General features: G+C 62.7%; 11 protein-coding genes. 4 read left to right on the forward strand and 7 right to left on the reverse strand.

Annotation, left to right across the window (positions count from 1 at the left end):
* Nucleotides 1-33: 33 nt before the first annotated feature.
* Nucleotides 34-1392 (forward strand): M23 family metallopeptidase, encoded by a 1359-nt coding sequence (locus tag AB8B20_RS04895; protein ID WP_439071825.1) that lies wholly within the window; start codon nt 34-36, stop codon nt 1390-1392.
* Nucleotides 1393-1551: 159 nt separating this feature from the next.
* Nucleotides 1552-3612, forward strand: coding sequence for a carbamoyltransferase C-terminal domain-containing protein (locus AB8B20_RS04900; protein WP_439071826.1), 2061 nt, complete (start codon nt 1552-1554; stop codon nt 3610-3612).
* Here the strand turns inward: AB8B20_RS04900 and AB8B20_RS04905 are convergent.
* Both AB8B20_RS04905 and AB8B20_RS04910 read right to left on the reverse strand, forming a co-directional pair.
* Complete coding sequence (locus AB8B20_RS04905) at nt 3609-4589, reverse strand: tripartite tricarboxylate transporter substrate binding protein (protein WP_439071827.1); 981 nt, start codon at nt 4587-4589, stop codon at nt 3609-3611. The two genes, AB8B20_RS04900 and AB8B20_RS04905, sit on opposite strands and share 4 nt — an antisense overlap.
* Nucleotides 4590-4784: 195 nt before the next feature.
* Nucleotides 4785-5654, reverse strand: a complete 870-nt coding sequence (locus tag AB8B20_RS04910; protein WP_093758407.1) for a fumarylacetoacetate hydrolase family protein — start codon at nt 5652-5654, stop codon at nt 4785-4787.
* Nucleotides 5655-5881: 227 nt separating this feature from the next.
* Here AB8B20_RS04910 and AB8B20_RS04915 point away from each other — a divergent pair, with 227 nt between their 5' ends.
* The gene (locus AB8B20_RS04915; protein ID WP_089264128.1) at nt 5882-6511 is read left to right on the forward strand and encodes a helix-turn-helix domain-containing protein; all 630 of its coding nucleotides are present in this window, start codon (nt 5882-5884) and stop codon (nt 6509-6511) included.
* 84 nt (nt 6512-6595) lie between these two features.
* Here the strand turns inward: AB8B20_RS04915 and AB8B20_RS04920 are convergent, their stop codons facing one another.
* The 5 genes from AB8B20_RS04920 to AB8B20_RS04940 all read right to left on the reverse strand — a co-directional run bounded on the left by AB8B20_RS04920 (nt 6596) and on the right by AB8B20_RS04940 (nt 13323).
* A complete protein-coding gene (locus AB8B20_RS04920; protein ID WP_116662286.1) occupies nt 6596-6979 on the reverse strand; it encodes a hypothetical protein in 384 nt (127 codons plus the stop codon).
* A gap of 173 nt (nt 6980-7152) precedes the next feature.
* Nucleotides 7153-8031 (reverse strand): NAD(P)-dependent oxidoreductase, encoded by an 879-nt coding sequence (locus tag AB8B20_RS04925; RefSeq protein ID WP_439060492.1) that lies wholly within the window; start codon nt 8029-8031, stop codon nt 7153-7155.
* 15 nt (nt 8032-8046) lie between these two features.
* Nucleotides 8047-9178, reverse strand: a protein-coding gene (gene prfB / locus AB8B20_RS04930; protein WP_139285829.1) for a peptide chain release factor 2 whose coding sequence is annotated in 2 segments (ribosomal slippage) — nt 8047-9108 and nt 9110-9178 — 1131 coding nt in all. Because the reading frame shifts where the segments join, the coding sequence is not laid out codon by codon here.
* 108 nt (nt 9179-9286) lie between these two features.
* Nucleotides 9287-11779, reverse strand: coding sequence for a penicillin-binding protein 1A (locus AB8B20_RS04935; protein WP_320444266.1), 2493 nt, complete (start codon nt 11777-11779; stop codon nt 9287-9289).
* A gap of 245 nt (nt 11780-12024) precedes the next feature.
* Nucleotides 12025-13323 (reverse strand): N-acetylmuramoyl-L-alanine amidase, encoded by a 1299-nt coding sequence (locus AB8B20_RS04940; protein WP_439071828.1) that lies wholly within the window; start codon nt 13321-13323, stop codon nt 12025-12027.
* A 699-nt stretch (nt 13324-14022) separates the two neighbouring features.
* Between AB8B20_RS04940 and AB8B20_RS04945 the strand changes: the two genes are divergently transcribed.
* Complete coding sequence (locus AB8B20_RS04945; protein ID WP_439071829.1) at nt 14023-17202, forward strand: Rne/Rng family ribonuclease; 3180 nt, start codon at nt 14023-14025, stop codon at nt 17200-17202.
* Nucleotides 17203-17231: the final 29 nt, after the last annotated feature.

Genomic DNA, 17231 nt, shown 5'->3' on the forward strand with positions numbered 1-17231 from the left:
CCGACGAGTCTCCGGCTGGCATCAGGAGTGCTGATGTCGAACCGCCCTACCCAATATGCCGAGTACCCTCAGCACCACGCACACGACCATGGACGGCCACAGGCGCGCCGCGTCGGGCCGGTCAAGGCGCCGCCCCCGAAAGCCAATCAAAGCGACTATACGATTGCTCATGGCGGCAAGCAGGTCCGCATCGGGCCTGTGGTGTTCTGGATCGTCGTCGGCACGGTGACCGTGCTGGGAGCATGGTCTGCGGCCACAGCCACTTACTTTGCCTTTCGCGACGACGTGCTGACCAAGCTCATCGCGCGCCAGGCGGACATGCAATATGCCTACGAAGATCGCATCGCCGAACTCCGCGCCAAGATCGACCGTACCACCAGCCGCCAGATGCTGGACCAGGAGCAGTTCGACCAGAAGCTCGATCAGGTCATGCGCCGGCAGACCACGCTGGAATCGCGCGCCACGGCGCTCGGCACCATGCCCGATCTGTCTGTTACAGGTTCGATCGGCAAGCCGCCGGCCCGTGGCGCCGCGATCGAGCCTACGACATCGATCCCCAAGCCGTCGCCGATCAGCGATACGGTGACCTTCGTGGCGCCGCCGGATCGCGAAGCGCGGCTTGAGTCCCGCACGCCTGCGCTCACCGCCCAGCCACCCAACCAGTTCGCCAAACTCGGCGGCGTCGACAATGTGATTGGTCGCCTGCAGGCCTCGCTCGATCAGGTCGAGAGCCGCCAGATTGCGACACTCGCCGCGGCTGAAGAATCCATGGACTCGAAGGTTCGTCGCATGCGCGGCGCGATTTCGGACCTCGGGCTGAATATGGCGAAACTCGAATCCGCCACACCGCGCGCGCCCATGGGCGGCCCGTTTGTGCCGGTCAAATTGTCATCGAGCGCGGATCCGTTCGAACGCCAACTCTACCGCATCCACGTGACCCGCGCGCAGATGGACAAGCTCAACCGGACCATGGCGCTGGTGCCCTATCGCAAGCCCGTCGTCGGCGAAGTCGAATTCACCTCAGGCTTTGGCGTGCGCAGCGATCCGTTCCTCGGCCGTCCTGCGATGCATACCGGCCTCGATTTCCGCGGTGCTACCGGGGATCCGATCCGCGCCACGGCCAATGGCCGCGTCGTCTCCGCGGCCTATGCCGGCGGCTACGGCCGCATGGTCGAGATCGACCATGGCAACGGATTGTCGACCCGCTACGGCCATATGTCCGCGATCAACGTCAAGGTCGGCGATATCATCAAGATCGGCCAGGTGATCGGCCTGGTCGGTTCGACCGGCCGCTCCACCGGCCCGCATCTGCACTATGAAACCCGTATCGATGGCGAAGCTGTCGATCCGCAGAAGTTTCTCCGCGCCGGCGTTCGCCTCAACGCAGGCTGAACTAGATGTGGGGCATTGTTGCCCTGCCCCTGATGTGATTGAAGCGGGTCTCCGTCAATCCGAGGCACCCCGTTGAAATCCCCCCGACGCATTGGTCCCCGTTTCCCCCGTCTCGGCCGGTTCTGTTTCCGCGCCACACGACCGGTCGCGACCTGGGCGATGACGCTGGCAGGTTTTCACGCCAACGACTCCCATTTCACGGGCCGTCGCATCGCAGAGATCCGCGCCAAGCTTGCGCGCGGTGAGACGGTCTTGCTTGCCGGTCTCGGATTGCCCGGCACGCATAATTCTGGCGTGGCGCTGGTTGAAGTCACGCAGGCCAATGGCCCGCGCCTCATCGTCAACAACGAAGAAGAGCGATTCTCGGGCGACAAGCACACCACACAATATCCGCGCGCAGCACTCGATGCGATGCGCGTCACGCTGCAGGCGATGGGCCGTGACGTCGCCGATATCGATGCATGGCTGACGACCTGGGACTATCCTGATCTGCTCGGCACGCTGGTGCGAAGCATCGTCGAAGAACTTCCCGACGGATTGAAGCTGCTGCGCACCAAGAACTCCGTCAGCTTCGACGCACGGCGCCTCGAGCAGATGACGCGGACCCCGAAGCTGCTCCGCAAGCAATTCGGCCTGCCCGCGCGTGTCCCGCTGCTGATGGTGCCCCATCACGACAACCACGCCTGGTTCTCCTTTGCCGCATCGCCCTTCCCCGATGACGAACCGGTCGCGATCGCCGTGCTGGATGGTACAGGGGATCTGGGCTCGGTCTCCCTATATGTCGCCAAGCATGGCGAGATGCAGCGGCTCTATTGCAATAACAGCGTCTTCGACTCCTTGGGTGCGTTCTACAGCGTCATCTCGTCGACACAGGGCGGCTGGACTTGGCTCTCCAGCGAGGGCCGCTATATGGGCGCGGCCGCCTGGGGCGACATGGACCGCGCCAGCAATCCGTATTACGCACGCTTGCGCGAGGTGCTGCATTTCGGTGCAAATGGTGAGATCCAGCTCAACCGCGCCATGGGCAACTGGTACTGCGACCCGTTCGAGGCACCTTACAAGTCCGCATTGATCAAGATTCTCGGCGAGCCGCTCAAACCAGATCAGCTCTGGAATCCGGACGCCGTGCTGCGCGTCGAAGATATTCAGCACCGGCCGGATACGCAGGCCCGTCTCGATAAAGCGGCAGCGACGCAGCTTGTGTTCGAGGACGCGATGAAGCACGTCGTCGATCATCTACTGCGCACCACCGGCGCGCATCGGCTGGTGCTCACCGGCGGCGTGGCACTGAACGCGCTCGGCAACATGCGACTGCTGCAGCATTTCGACGAAACATGGTTCCAGAAGGCGCAAGGTCGCGCGAAACGACTGCATCTGTGGATTCCACCGACACCCGGCGACCCCGGCGTGACCATCGGCGCTGCCTGGATGTTCGCGCATCTCATCGGCGCGCCACGCGGCGCCGCGATGACGCACGCGTTCTATTGCGGCGATGCGCCGACACAGAGCGACATCACCGCGGCACTGCAGGCTGACGACATCAAGACACAGACAATCGGCAATATCTCAACGCCTGAGGGCTGCGATGCAATTGCCGACCTGATGGCCTTCATGGTCGCTCAGAGCGGCATCATCGCGCTTTATCAGGGCGCGGCAGAGACCGGCCCACGTGCGCTCGGCCATCGCTCGATCCTCGCCAATCCCTGCGATGCCGGTACGCGCGAACGGCTCAATGAACGCGTGAAATATCGCGAGGCGATCCGCCCGTTGGCGCCGATGGCGACACTTGACGCGGCGCACGAGTATTTCGATTTGCTGGAAGGCGCGTCTGACGCGAACTACAACGCCTACAATTACATGGTGCTGACGGCGCAATCGAAGCCTCATGCACGGGAGAGAATTCCGGCCGTTATCCATGCCGATGGCACCGGCCGTATCCAGATCGTCCGCGCCGAGGACGATCCACTAACCTATGCCTATCTCAAGGCGCTCGGTCGCCATATCGGCGTTGAGCTCTCGGTGAATACCTCATTCAACGTCGCTGGCCCGATCGCACAGACGCCGCAGCAGGCCGTAGAGACCCTGCGCCGTTCGGCGGGTCTCGACGTGGTGCTGATGGTTGCGAGCGACGGTCAGATGACTGCCGCCTGGCATGGCGGCACCCGCGACAGCGGCCGCTTCACGGCCTGGCTGTCGGAGTGGACGCGCAGCCGCAATTAGACCTTGCCGATCTTCCTTGCGACGGCAACCAGACGCGCGCTGTCTTTGGCCACGAACGCCGCGAACTCTTCCGAGTCCTGATAGGCGGGCATGTTGCCGGCAGCCTCGAATGTCTTCGTGACTTCCGGATCGCTCATCGCCTGCGTCATGGTCTCGCGCAATTTGGTCACGACAGGAGCTGGCATTCCCTTCGGCGCGAACAGACCGGCCCAGATGTAGAACTCGACATCGGGATAGCCCAGTTCCTTGAACGTCGGCAAATTCGGGAAGGCAGCGAGGCGTTCACCGCCGAAGTTCGCGAGAACACGCAGTGTCCCGGCATCGACATGCTGCTTGAGCGTGCCCGGCGCCGAGGCCAGCGCCTGGATTTGGCCGCCCAGGAGATCGCTGATCGCAGGCGTTGCGCCGCGATAAGGGACGTGGAGCAGCTTGATGCCAGCGGCGATCGCAAACATCTCCATCGAGACGTGCAACGTACCGAACGGGCCCGACGATCCGTATGATATCGCTCCGGGTCGCGCCTTGGCGTCGGCGACGAATTCCTGAATCGTTTTCCAGGGCGCACTAGCCGGCACGGCGAACAGGGTCGGATCTGCGAGCACGCGCGCAACAGGCTGCAGTTGATCGACTTCATAGGCGACCGGCCGATCGTAGATGCGATCCGACTCAGGCAGCACCGCGAGCGACGACAGCGTCATCAGCAGCGTATGCCCGTCAGGCTGGGCGCGGGCAACGGTCGCGTTGCCGAGCGAGCCGCCGGCGCCGCTGCGGTTGTCGATGATGACCGGCTTGCCGAGGACCTTCTGCATATAGCTCGCGACCGGACGCGCGGCGATGTCGGCCTGCCCGCCGGCCGGAAATGGCACGACCATGGTGATGTTGCGGCTTGGCCAGGCTTCCTGCGCGCGTACGCCCTGACCGGTCAAAGCGAGCGTCGACAGGCCCCCGAGGCCTGCAATGAAGTCACGACGTTTCATACTTGTCTCCCGTTTTGTTTTTAAGCAACGCATTGGTTTCAGTCGCATCCAGGGGACGACGCGCCATCTCGGGAGACAGCGCCTGCGCGCCTTGGAGCGCTCTCAAAGCTCTAAGTTGTGAAGTTCGCAGAATTGAGCGTGGGGCAGATGATGCCCCGCGCCTCTTCATCAAAACCGCAACCGATGTAAGCTTAATCAGCCGACCGGGTTTTCGAGTTTGCCGATGCCGCTGACCTCGATCGTAACCACGTCGCCCTTCTTCAGGAAGCGCGGCGGCGTGAAGCCGAGGCCGACGCCAGCCGGCGTTCCGGTCGCGATCAGATCGCCCGGCTCCAGCGTGATCCCTGCCGAGAGCGTCTCGATCAGCGTCGGAATGTCGAAGATGAGATCGGTCACCGACGCATCCTGGCGCTTTTCGCCGTTGACGGATGTCGTCAGTCGCATTTTCGTCGGGTCGGGCATCTCGTCAGCGGTCAGGATCGCCGGACCCATCGGGCAGAAACCGTCGATGCCCTTGCCGATGAACCACTGACGATGCTTGTGCTGCAGCGTGCGTGCCGTGACATCATTGATGATCGTGTAACCGAACACATGCGCCAGCGCGTCTTGCTTCTTGATGCCGCGGCCGCCACGCCCGATGACGACCGTCAGCTCGCCTTCGTAGTCGGTGCTGTCGGTCGGATCGAGATAATTCGGAATCGACTTGCCGGAACCGATCACCGTGCTCGACGGCTTCGTGAAGATGACTGGCGCTTCCGGCACGACTTCCTTTGCCGAGGAGTCGAAACCACTACCCGCGAATTCCTTCGCGTGCTCATGGTAGTTCTTGCCAACGCAAAACACATTGCGTGCCGGGCGCGGGATTGGCGCAAGAAGCTCAACGCTGGCGATAGGAAGGGGCGCGCCCGCTGAAGCGGTAAGCGTACCCTTCAGGCTATCGAAATTGGCAATTAGCGCAATCATATCGGGGGCAACGTCGCGCGGCAGCGGCGAGACCTGAGTGAGCGCCTGATCTGCAATGCCGACCGTGGCCCGGCCCTCATGCAGGAAAGTAACAAGGTGCATTCTTCCTCCTGATATGTCTGCTTGTCGGCGAACGGATCGCCGGCATCTTCTAAAGATACACCTATCTTCGATAGAAGATTTTGGCAAGCTGATCATCCCGGCTATTTATTCTTTAGAAGACGCACGCGGTCATCTGCCGCAGCAGGATGTGACATGGCGGGCAACGGCGCCTAAGATGGAATCACCGGCGGATTACATCCGCGAATGACATTGGAGCAGCACCCGATATGGCGAAACCGGCGACGCGGAAGGTCGTTCGTGAAGACCCCGTCAGTCGCGCATTCGGCGATCGGGTTCGCATATTGCGTGAACAGGCCAACCTGACCCTGGAGCAGTTCTCCAAGCAGTCCGGTGTCAGTCGGGCGATGCTGTCGAAAGTCGAGCGCGGCGAGAAGAGCCCGACGATCGGGGTCGCGCGACGTATCGCGCTGGCTCTGGAAACATCGTTCTCGACGCTGATGGGCGACGACGACGCGCCGCGCCGGGCCTTCGCTGTGGTGCGCAAGGATCAACGCCAGATCTTTCGCGATTCAAAGACGGGCTTCGAGCGCTTCCTGCTGTCGCCCGTCATGGCCGGCATGGCAGTGGAAGTCGTCCTGCATCACCTGCCCCCGAAAACCTCGACCGGCAAATTGCCCGCCTACCCGCAGGGCACATCCAAACACGTCCTTGCCACGCACGGACGCGTCACCGTGCGCACCAAGGATACCGAGACGGTTCTGGATGAGGGTGACTCGCTGTATTTCGAAGTCGACGTCGAGCACTGGTTCGAGAACAAGACTGCGCGCCGGTGCGAATACTATCTCGTGATTTCGGTGCCTCCGAGTTACGGACGACGCAGCGACGGTAAGGCCTAGCACGCGTCCGCAAGTTTGAAGGCCCTCGCTCACCTGCGAGCGAGGGACCTGTTGGCTAGCAGCCGATTTCAATCTGCCACACGATTACTTCTTCAGGCAGAGACCAACGGTTGGCGTCGTGGTGCACTTGGTGCCATCCGGTGCGCCGCCACTCGGGCAGACAACGGACACCAGCGTCTCTGTCGCCTCGCAGCTAATCGCGCCATCTGCCTGCACCGCGCGGAAGCTCACTGGTGCCGCATCGCCCTTGTCACCCTTGGCGCCGGGCGTGCCCTGCGGACCTTGAGGTCCCTGTGCACCCGCCTGCCCCTGCGCGCCGGGAATGCCCTGAACGCCTTGCGCACCCTGCGGACCGGCCGGCCCCTGCGCGCCGGTTTCGCCCTTCGGACCTGCTGGTCCGGGATCGCGGCCACAGCCGCCCAGCATCAATGCAACGCCAACAGCAAGAATTGGAATGATCTTCTTCATGCCCCACACCCCGTTGAATTCGTGACACCGCGACATGCGGAGTCAGGATAAGCCAGCGCCGGATATTGAGTTCCGGCATGGGGATGATATCGGGTGACAAGAAGAACGGAAGCGGCCACGCAGCGACGCGACTGTTTCAAGACGCCGCAGACTTTGGCGGGCGGTTAGCTTGCTCAGCCGTCTCTCGGTTGCGAGATGAGCTCGATCATTTTGGCTTCGTCATCGTCGGGCGCGAAAGCCTTTGCCTTTTCATAGGCTTCAACAGCCGCCGCGCCGACCAGGGGCCTCGCCTGCAAAAGCTGCTCCGCCAATCTCACAGCATAGGCCGCATCCTTATGGCGCAATGCAGCGGTGAAGGATGCACTTGAATAATCGCGGGCCACCATCCGCGGCGCATGTCGCAGCACCTGTGGGCTTGCCGCGACGCCGCTCGCGATGGACTCCAGCACCAGCTTCATGTCCAGCCCGGCATGTTCTGCGATGGCCAGACCTTCGGCGAGCCCAGCGATATGGATTGCGCCCATCAGGTTGTTGATCAGCTTGTAAACCGTACCCGATCCGACGGGGCCGAAATGCCGGATCGTCGATCCGATCGGCGCCAGGAACGGCCGGGCCTTGTCGAGGTCCGCAGCATCCGCGCCGACCAGCAGCGTGAGTTTGCCGCTCGCAGCCGCATCCGGCAGACCGGTGACCGGACTATCGATATAGATCAGGCCGCGATCCTGCAGCGCCCTGGCAAGATCGAGCGCATGCTGGTGCGACACCGTCGAACATTCGATCGCCAGCGCGTCCGCCTTCGCGGTTCGCCCGGCACCATCAATGCCGAGCCACACAGTCTGTGAAGCCTCGTCATCGGCGACCATCGTGACGATGGCATCGGCGCCTTCGGCTGCATCCGCCGGTGAAGCTGCCCAGCGTGCGCCACGTGCGATCAAATCTTCTGCTTTCGCCCTGCTGCGATTCCAGACGGCAACGCTGAAGCCGGCTTCGAGATAGCAGCCGGCCATGCCGTGCCCCATGCGTCCCAAACCGATGAACGCAACATGGGGCAAAACTTGGGGCATGGCTTAGTCCACGTCGTCGATTGCGCCTGGCGATGTGCCGAAGGCGCGCTGCGCCAGTGTCGCCGCCATGAACTCGTCAAGATCGCCGTCGAGCACGCCTGAGGTGTCCGACGTCTGCACGCCGGTGCGCAGATCCTTCACCATCTGATAGGGCTGCAGCACGTAAGAGCGGATCTGGTGACCCCAGCCGATATCGGTCTTGGCGGCCTGATCGGCAGCAGCCTTCTCTTCGCGCTTCTTCAGCTCGATTTCGTAAAGACGCGCGCGCAGCATGTCCCAAGCTTGGGCCTTGTTCTTGTGCTGCGAACGGCCGGCCTGACAGACCACGGCCACGCCGCTCGGAATATGCGTCAGACGCACCGCCGACTCCGTCTTGTTGACGTGCTGACCGCCGGCGCCGCCTGAACGCATCGTATCGACGCGGACATCGGACTCGTTGATGTCGATCTTGATGCTGTCGTCCACGACCGGGAAGATCGCGACGCTCGAGAACGAGGTGTGACGACGGGCGTTTGAGTCGTAAGGCGAGATACGCACCAGACGATGCACGCCGCCTTCGGTCTTCAGCCAGCCATAGGCATTGTGACCGGAGATCTGGATGGTGGCCGATTTGATGCCGGCTTCTTCACCCTGCGTCTCTTCGAGATACTCGATCTTAAAACCGTGCTTTTCGGCCCAGCGCGTATACATGCGCAGCAGCATCGAGGCCCAGTCCTGGCTCTCGGTGCCGCCGGCGCCGGCATGGACTTCGAGATAGGTGTCGAAGCGATCGGCCTCGCCAGAGAGCAGCGCTTCCAGCTCGCGGCGCGCGACCTCTTTCTTCAGCGCCTTGAGCGCATTCTCGGCTTCGGTCACTACGCCCTGATCGCCCTCGGCCTCGCCGAGCTCGATCATTTCGATATTATCGTCGAGTTCGCGCATGACCTTGCCGATGCCCTGAAGCGAATCCTCTAGCGAGGTGCGCTCCTGCATCAGCCTTTGGGCCTTTTGCGGGTCGTTCCAGAGATTGGGGTCTTCGGCGAGAGCGTTCAGCTCTGCAAGTCGTGCCGTGGATGCATCGACGTCAAAGATGCCTCCTCAGCAGCCCGACTGACTGCTTGATCTCTTCTACGAGGCGTTCGATTTCAGCGCGCATGGAAACTCTGATCTGGCGGCATCAGCCGCAATACGAATGGTGATCGGGATGTAGCGGCGTGCGCGGCAAAGCGCAATCCGCAAGGATCTGCTGTGGGTCAGATGAGCCTCAATACAGCCCGCCCGTTCCCGGTCGCATGAAACTGCGGTCGGTTTCCGGCGACACCGAGAGCGAACGACCATCCGCATCGGCGACCCCGATCACAGAATAGTTGTCCGGCGGCGCCGTACCCGGCTTGAAGGCCTCGAGGATGGTGCGACCGCCATCGCCCGGTCCGGCGCGCATGCCCGACTTGGCGTCGACGCGGATCAGCTTGATGCCAGCAGGCACGCGGAACGGCACAGCCGGCTTGTCGGCGAGCGCAAGCTTCATGAAGTCCTTCGCAATCGGCGCAGCCAGCGCACCGCCGGTGGCCTTGTTGCCGAGGTTCCGGGGCTTGTCGTAACCGACATAGATACCGACCACGACGTCAGGCGAGAAGCCGATGAACCATGCATCCTTCTCGTCATTGGTCGTACCGGTCTTGCCGGCGATCGGCTTACCAACTTCGCGGAGCACGGTCGCGGTGCCGCCCTGCACGACGCCTTCCATCATCGAGGTGATCTGGTAGGCGGTCATGGCGTCGAGCACCTGCTCGCGGCGATCGACGAGCTGCGGCTCGGCTTGGTTCTTCCAACCCTCCGGCGCGTCGCAGCCGCGGCATTCGCGCTGGTCATGCTTGAAAATCGTATGCCCGTAGCGGTCCTGAATACGGTCGATCAGCGTCGACTTCACGCGGCGGCCACCATTGGCGAACATCGAGTAGGCCGTCACCATCCGCATGACGGTCGTTTCACCGGCGCCGAGCGCATAGGAGAGATAGTTCGGCAATTCATCATAGACGCCGAATCGCTTGGCATATTCGCCGATCAGCGGCATGCCGACGTCCTGCGCCAGTCGCACTGTCACGGTGTTCAGCGAGCGCATCAATGCATTACGCAGCGTCACCGGGCCGTAATACTTGCCGGTCGAATAGTTTTCCGGACGCCACACCCCGGCGCCCTGCCCTTGATCGATCTCGATCGGCGCGTCGACTACGACGGTGGACGGCGTGTAGCCATTGTCCATCGCTGCCGAATAGACCAGCGGCTTGAAGGATGAGCCGGGCTGACGATAGGCCTGCGTGGCGCGGTTGAACTGGCTCTGGTCGAACGAGAAGCCGCCGACCATGGCGAGCACACGTCCAGTCAAAGGATCCATCGCAACCATGGCACCGGACACTTCCGGATACTGCCGCAGCCGGAACTGGCCTTCGACGACCGAGCCGTCCTTGTTTGTAAGCGGATCGACATAGATCACGTCGCCCGCGGCCAAAACCTGCGACACGGCCGTCGGTGTTTTGCCCTTCGTCGGTCCGGCCGCGGGCTTGGCCCAGCGCACGCCGTCCAGCGTCAGGATGCCGGTCTGGCGATCCTTGAGCACGGCACCGCCGAGTTCACGGCCCGGCTGAAAGCCGATCCGCGCCGACTGATCGCTGACATCCAGCACGACCGCGAGCTTCCACGGCGCGATGTCGGACAGCGCTTTGACCTCGGCGAGCTTCACGCCCCAGTCACCGGAAATATCGATCTTGTTGGTCGCCCCGCGCCAGCCACGCACCTCGTCGAAATTGATCAGGCCGTTGGTCATGGTCTTGCGCGCCATCACCTGCAGCTTGGGATCCAGTGTGGTGCGGACCGACAGGCCGCCCTCATAGAGCTTCTTTTCGCCGTAGCGTTCCAGGATGTCGCGGCGCACTTCCTCGGCAAAATACTCGCCGGCAAAGATGTGACCCGAACTGTTGCGGCCGGTGACGCTCAGCGTCTCCTTGCGCGCCTTGTCGGCATCAGCCTGCTTGATCCAGCCGTTCTCCAGCAGACGATCAACCACATAGTTGCGGCGCTCGATGGCACGGTCGCGGTTCTTGATCGGATGCAGCGACGACGGCGCCTTCGGCAAAGCTGCGAGATACGCCGCTTCCGACACGGTCAGTTCGTTCACAGACTTGTCGAAATAGACCAGCGAGGCGGCGGCGATGCCATAGGCACCGAGGCCGAGATAGATCTCGTTGAGATACAATTCGAGAATCTTGTCCTTCGAATAGGTGCGCTCGATGCGCATCGCCAGCAAGGCTTCCTTGATCTTGCGGGTGAAGGAGACCTCGTTGGTCAGAAGGAAGTTCTTCGCAACCTGCTGTGTGATCGTCGATGCGCCCTGCGGCCGGCGGTTGGAGCCAAGGTTCTGCGCGTAAAGCACCATTGCGCGCGCCATGCCCGAATAATCGAGGCCGCCATGCTCGTAGAAATTCTTGTCTTCGGCCGCGAGGAAAGCGTTGATCACCAGCTTCGGCACGGCTTGAATCGGCAGATAGAGCCGGCGCTCCTTGGAGTATTCGCCAAGCAGTGCACCGTCCGCCGCATGGACGCGCGTCATCACCGGCGGCTCATAATCCTGAAGCTGCGAATAATCGGGTAAGTCCTTGGAATAATGCCAGATCAGCCCTGCTGCGGCGGCGACGCCCACCAGGAACACCACGGTTCCTGCGGCGAACAAGAAACCCATAAACCGCACCAGCAGACGCATTATCGACGATCCGTTTCAATCGCTGTGCCGCAATATAGCATACGGCAGCCCTACGGGCGTGAAGTCAGCAAAAAGTCCCGCGGCAAAAATCAGCAAGGAGACAACCCAAAATGGCCGTCAGTCTTGACCGATTCTGACAGCCGCACGGAAATTTTTATAGAGCGCCGGCTGTGGCCAAACTAGGGCTTTCATACTGAAGGCCAGGGCTTTCGTACTGAAAGATTTGTCATTTTCAGTTCCGGTCGTCAGTTTCCCGGGCCGGCAGAGACCATCCGCTTGGAGAAGAACCCGTCGATCGCCTTGGCGACCGCCCCGACAGTCTTGGAGCGCCAGTTCTCGGACATCAGCTGCTGGAGATCGTCCTTGTTGGACACGTAACCCAGTTCGATCAGCACCGAGGGGACATCCGGGGCCTTGAGCACGCGGAAACCTGCCGATTTCAGGGGATGCTTGTGCATCCGCGCCGTGGTCTTCATCTCGCCCACCACAAGCCGGGCAAAGCGGTTTGAGAAGGTCCGGGTTTCGCGCTGCGCCAAGTCGATCAGGATGTCGGCAACGTCGGTTGGCTCTTCCGTCAGATTGACGCCGGCGATGGCGTCCGCTTTGTTTTCCGAGTCTGCCAGCCGCTCCGCCTCCGCATCGGAAGCCTTGTCGGACAGGGTGTAAACAGTGGCGCCCTGTGCATCCCCCTCGCCTCGCGGCAATGCGTCGGCATGGATGGAGACAAACAAGGCAGCCGACTGGTTGCGCGCCACCTTCACCCGTTCATCCAGGGGGATGAACGTATCGTCGGCGCGGGTCATGACGATGCGGTATTTGCCAAGCTTCTCCAGACGGTCACGCAGGGCCAGACCGAAACCCAGCACGATCCCCTTCTCGCTCTCGCCGCCGGCCTGGGTGCCGTTGTCGATACCGCCATGACCGGGATCGATCACGACGACCGGACGGGCGTCCGGCGCGGCATCGGGCACGGCGCTGGCGACCACCTTGGTGGCAACCGGAGATGCCGCAGCAGTCGTTCCGACGGCCGGTCGCAGATCCGGGCGATTCTCAACCGCCAGCGCCTGTACGAATGTGGTGCGATCGACCGATTCGAGTTCGATCACCATCCGCGCAGGCTGCCCGTTGGCGGGATCGAGCGCGTAGGAATTCTTGATCTTGGCTGGTCCGGTCAGGTCAAACACCATGCGCGACCCGCCCGGCATCACCAGACCGTAGCGGAACGCCTTGATCAGGCCGCGGGAGACCGTCCCGGCGCCGGGATCAAGATGGAAATTGACCTGGGGAAGATCGATGACCACCCGATATGGGTCAGCCAGCGCAAAGGCACGCAGCGGGATCTTCCGGTCGAGATCGAGAATGAAACGGGTCTGTTTCTCGTCACCGGCGATCCGCACGTCGGAGGCGATCGGAAAAACGCCCTCGACTTCCGCGCGTGGCGTCTCGCCGGCGGCCTGGGCGGAGTTCGGGCACCAAAACAGCCCAAAACCGGCACTGAAGAGCACCGTGGCCAGCCTGACGATGTGGTTTGCGCGGCTCGTCAACGAATCCACTGCCTCCGAAGCAGCCCCTCATTAACCCAATAGGATTGCAGGGTTAACCGGAGCTTAAGTCAGCCATATCGAATAAGCCTGAGTGTTGCAGCCTTGTGACGCTTCCCTTGCATGCGACCCCCATTCCTCGTATGTACGAAGAGCTGACGGTTTAACTCCCGGTTGTGTCGCGTTCAGCCTCCCGGTGCAACGCTCGTTCCCCCGACCATCTATCGGTGGATCCAGCGTTTTCCGGCCTCCTCTCTACAACCAGCGCAGCGCGCGGTTGCCCAGAGAGGCGGTCTTAGCCCAGGCGGTGTCCGGTCCCAGGTCCTTTCTCGCTCCCGGGGCGGCTTTAGACACTTCATGACCGATTATTCCGGCCTTACGGGCGGAGTATGCGACAGCCGGTGACCGCGTTCTGCGGCGCGCCGGACGTCAGCAAAAGGCGGCGCCTTTGCCGCCAAGATGTTCAGACGGGCCGACGCTTGATGCGCCAGACTGTGATGCCGACCGAGACCCAGGTGGGAACTATGCCGATGCGAGGCCCAAGCCTCGCGCGTCGCCCCGCACTGACCTCGCGATCGGCACGGCGTTCAGGGCTGTGTTTCGGCCTTCCCCTCACCCCCGAATCAGGTGGACCGTTGCGTCACCCGGCTGCGCGATACGCGCTTGCCGCCACGCACGCCGTCCGCCTCCATGAGCTTCCAAATGCCAAACAAAATGTTGATCGATGCGACCCACCCGGAAGAGACCCGGGTCGTCGTGGTTCGCGGCAATCGCGTCGAAGAGTTTGATTTCGAGACTGCGCAGCGCAAGCAGCTCCGCGGCAATATCTATCTCGCCAAGGTCACGCGCGTCGAACCGTCGCTGCAGGCCGCCTTCATCGAATACGGTGGCAACCGCCACGGCTTTCTCGCTTTCAGCGAAATCCATCCCGACTATTACCAGATCCCGGTCGCCGACCGTCAGGCGCTGATCGAGGCGGATGAACGGGCCCATCGCGAAGCTGAGGAAGAGACCGAAAACCGCTCCAACCGTAAGCGCTCGCGTCATCGCAACTCCCGTCGCCGCGACCGTGGCGAGCGGGTGCAGAGCGATGTCGTCGATACGACGGCGATCGATCCGTCGCAGGCCGAACAGCCGCGCGATCCGGCCTTCGAGGTCCACAGCCATACCCATGATGACGGGCACCACGCTGCCGATCACGACCATCATGACCATGACGGTCACGAGCATACCCACGCGCATGAGCACGCCGAAGGCGATCATGCGCACGACCATGATCATCACGATCATGCCGCCGCACCGGTCGCGTCCGAGAGCGTCGCTGCCGAAGCTGCGGCTCCCGAGGTCGTCGTGTCCGAGGTCGTTGCATCCGAGCCTGTGACCGAACAGCCTGTTTCGGCAGGCTTCTCGCCTGCTCCGGTCGAAGCCGTTGCGGAGACGCCGGCGCCAGTCGCCGCCGAGGCGCATGATGATCACGCGCATGACGAACAGATACAGGCCGCTCACGCCGAAGAGAACGCGGCGCATGCCGAGGACGTTCACCACGAAGAGCGTGCCGAGGGCGAGCACACCGCTGCCGCTGACAGCGACGAACACGACGACGAGGAAGACGAAGACGACGGCGAGGAAGAAGCCGAAGAGGATCAGGTCGAATCCGTCGGCGGTGACGACGTTCTCGAGGAAGTCCCCGAGCGCGCCTTCCGTCCGCGTCGCCAGTACAAGATCCAGGAAGTCATCAAGCGCCGCCAGGTCATGCTGGTGCAGGTCGTCAAGGAAGAGCGCGGCAACAAGGGCGCTGCGCTGACCACCTACCTGTCGCTCGCCGGCCGCTACGCCGTGCTGATGCCGAACACTGCCCGTGGCGGCGGCATCTCGCGCAAGATCACCTCGGCACAGGATCGTTCGCGTCTCAAGGAAGTGGTGTCAGACCTCGACGTGCCGGAAGGCATGGGGATCATCCTGCGCACCGCCGGTGCCTCGCGCACCAAGCCGGAAATCAAGCGCGACTTCGAATACCTGATCCGGATGTGGGAAACCGTCCGCGACATGACGCTGAAGTCGCAGGCCCCGACCCTCGTCTATGAGGAAGGCTCGCTGATCAAGCGCTCGCTGCGCGACCTCTACAACAAGGAAATCGACGAAATCCAGGTTGCGGGCGAAGCCGGCTATCAGGAAGCGCGCGACTTCATGCACATGTTGATGCCGAGCAATGTGCGCGCGGTGAAACAGTATCGCGACGGCCAGCCGCTATTCTCGCGCATGGGCGTCGAGAGCCAGTTGGACGCGATGTTCTCGCCGACCGTGCAACTCCGCTCCGGTGGCTATATCGTCATCAACCAGACCGAAGCCTTGGTTTCGATCGACGTAAACTCGGGCCGTTCGACCCGCGAACACCACATCGAAGACACCGCGCTGAAGACCAATCTCGAAGCCGCCGAGGAAGTCGCGCGTCAACTCCGCCTGCGCGATCTCGCCGGTCTGATCGTGATCGACTTCATCGACATGGACGAGAAGCGCAATAACCGCGCTGTCGAACGCAAGATGAGTGACTGCCTGCGCCAGGATCGCGCGCGCATTCAGGTCGGCCGCATCTCGCATTTCGGCCTGCTCGAAATGTCGCGCCAGCGCATCCGCGCCAGCGTGCTGGAAAGCTCCACGGATATCTGCCCGCATTGCGGCGGCAGCGGTCACGTTCGTTCGGTGTCGTCGGTGGCCCTGCAGTTGCTGCGCGGCCTCGAAGAAATCCTGATGAAGGGCGCCACGCATAACCTGATCGTGCGCACCCGCACCGATGTCGCGCTCTATGTGCTGAACCACAAGCGTGGCCATCTGCGCGATCTCGAAAACAGCTTCAAGGTGACGCTCGCCGTCATCGCCGATCCGAATGTCAGCGGTCAGCAGTCCTTCGTGATCGACCGCGGCGAACAGGTCCATACGCTGGAAGCCGCCAAGGCGCTGCTCGCGGCGCAGGTCGCAGCCTTCCCGCCCCCGCTGGAAGAAGAACCGTTCGACGACGAAGACCTGTTCGAGACGGAAGCCGAAATCGAAACCGAGGAGACCGAAGGTCTCACCGACGACGAGACCTCGGGTGAAAGCGCTACCGGCGATGCAGACAGCGATGGCCGCAAGCGCAAGCGCCGTCGGCGCCGTCGCGGTCGCTCCGGTGAGGCACGCGAAGGCGGCGCTCCCGGTCGCGAGGGCGGCGATCTCCAGAACGCCGCTGAAGGCACGGTCGAAGGTAACGTCGAAACCGTTGGCGACGACAACGAAGGTGAAGACGACGAGGCCGACGATCAGCCTCGTGAGGCCCGTGCCGATCAGCCGGCCGATGGCGAGCGTCGCCTGCGTCGCCGTGGCCGTCGCGGCGGACGCCGCCGGCGTGGCGGTAACGACGAAGGTCTGGCCGGATCGATCTCCGATGAACTCGGACCGACGCAGACCTCGGAGGCCAGCGATGCCGTGGCCGATCTCGAAGGTCAGGACACGCGCCACGACGCACAGCCGCACCAGTACGCAGCGTCGGACACCGTGACGTCCTATGCAGCGCCACAGCCAGAGGCCGAACAGAGCCGTCACAACGCCGTGCCAATGTTCGCTCCAGCCGTGCCCGAGCCGACGCCGGTCGCTCCTGCTCCCGTCGCAGCACCTCCCCCCGTGCAGGAAGCCGCGGCACCGCAGGAAGATGACAAAGCTGCAGCACGTCGTCGCTCGACGGTGCGCGAGAAGGTCAACTTCGGTTCGACGTCTCCGGAGCCGCAGCCCGCTGCAGCGCCTGTGATCACTACACCGGAGCCGACACCTGCTCCTGTGGCCGCAGCGCCAGCAGCCGAAGCCCAGCCGCGCAAAGCTGGCTGGTGGTCACGCGTCCTCGGCAACGACTAAGCGCTCTCAACGCAACAACGAAAAGCCGC

The sequence above is a fragment of the Tardiphaga sp. 866_E4_N1_4 genome, from assembly GCF_052076075.1.
Lineage (GTDB): Bacteria > Pseudomonadota > Alphaproteobacteria > Rhizobiales > Xanthobacteraceae > Tardiphaga > Tardiphaga robiniae.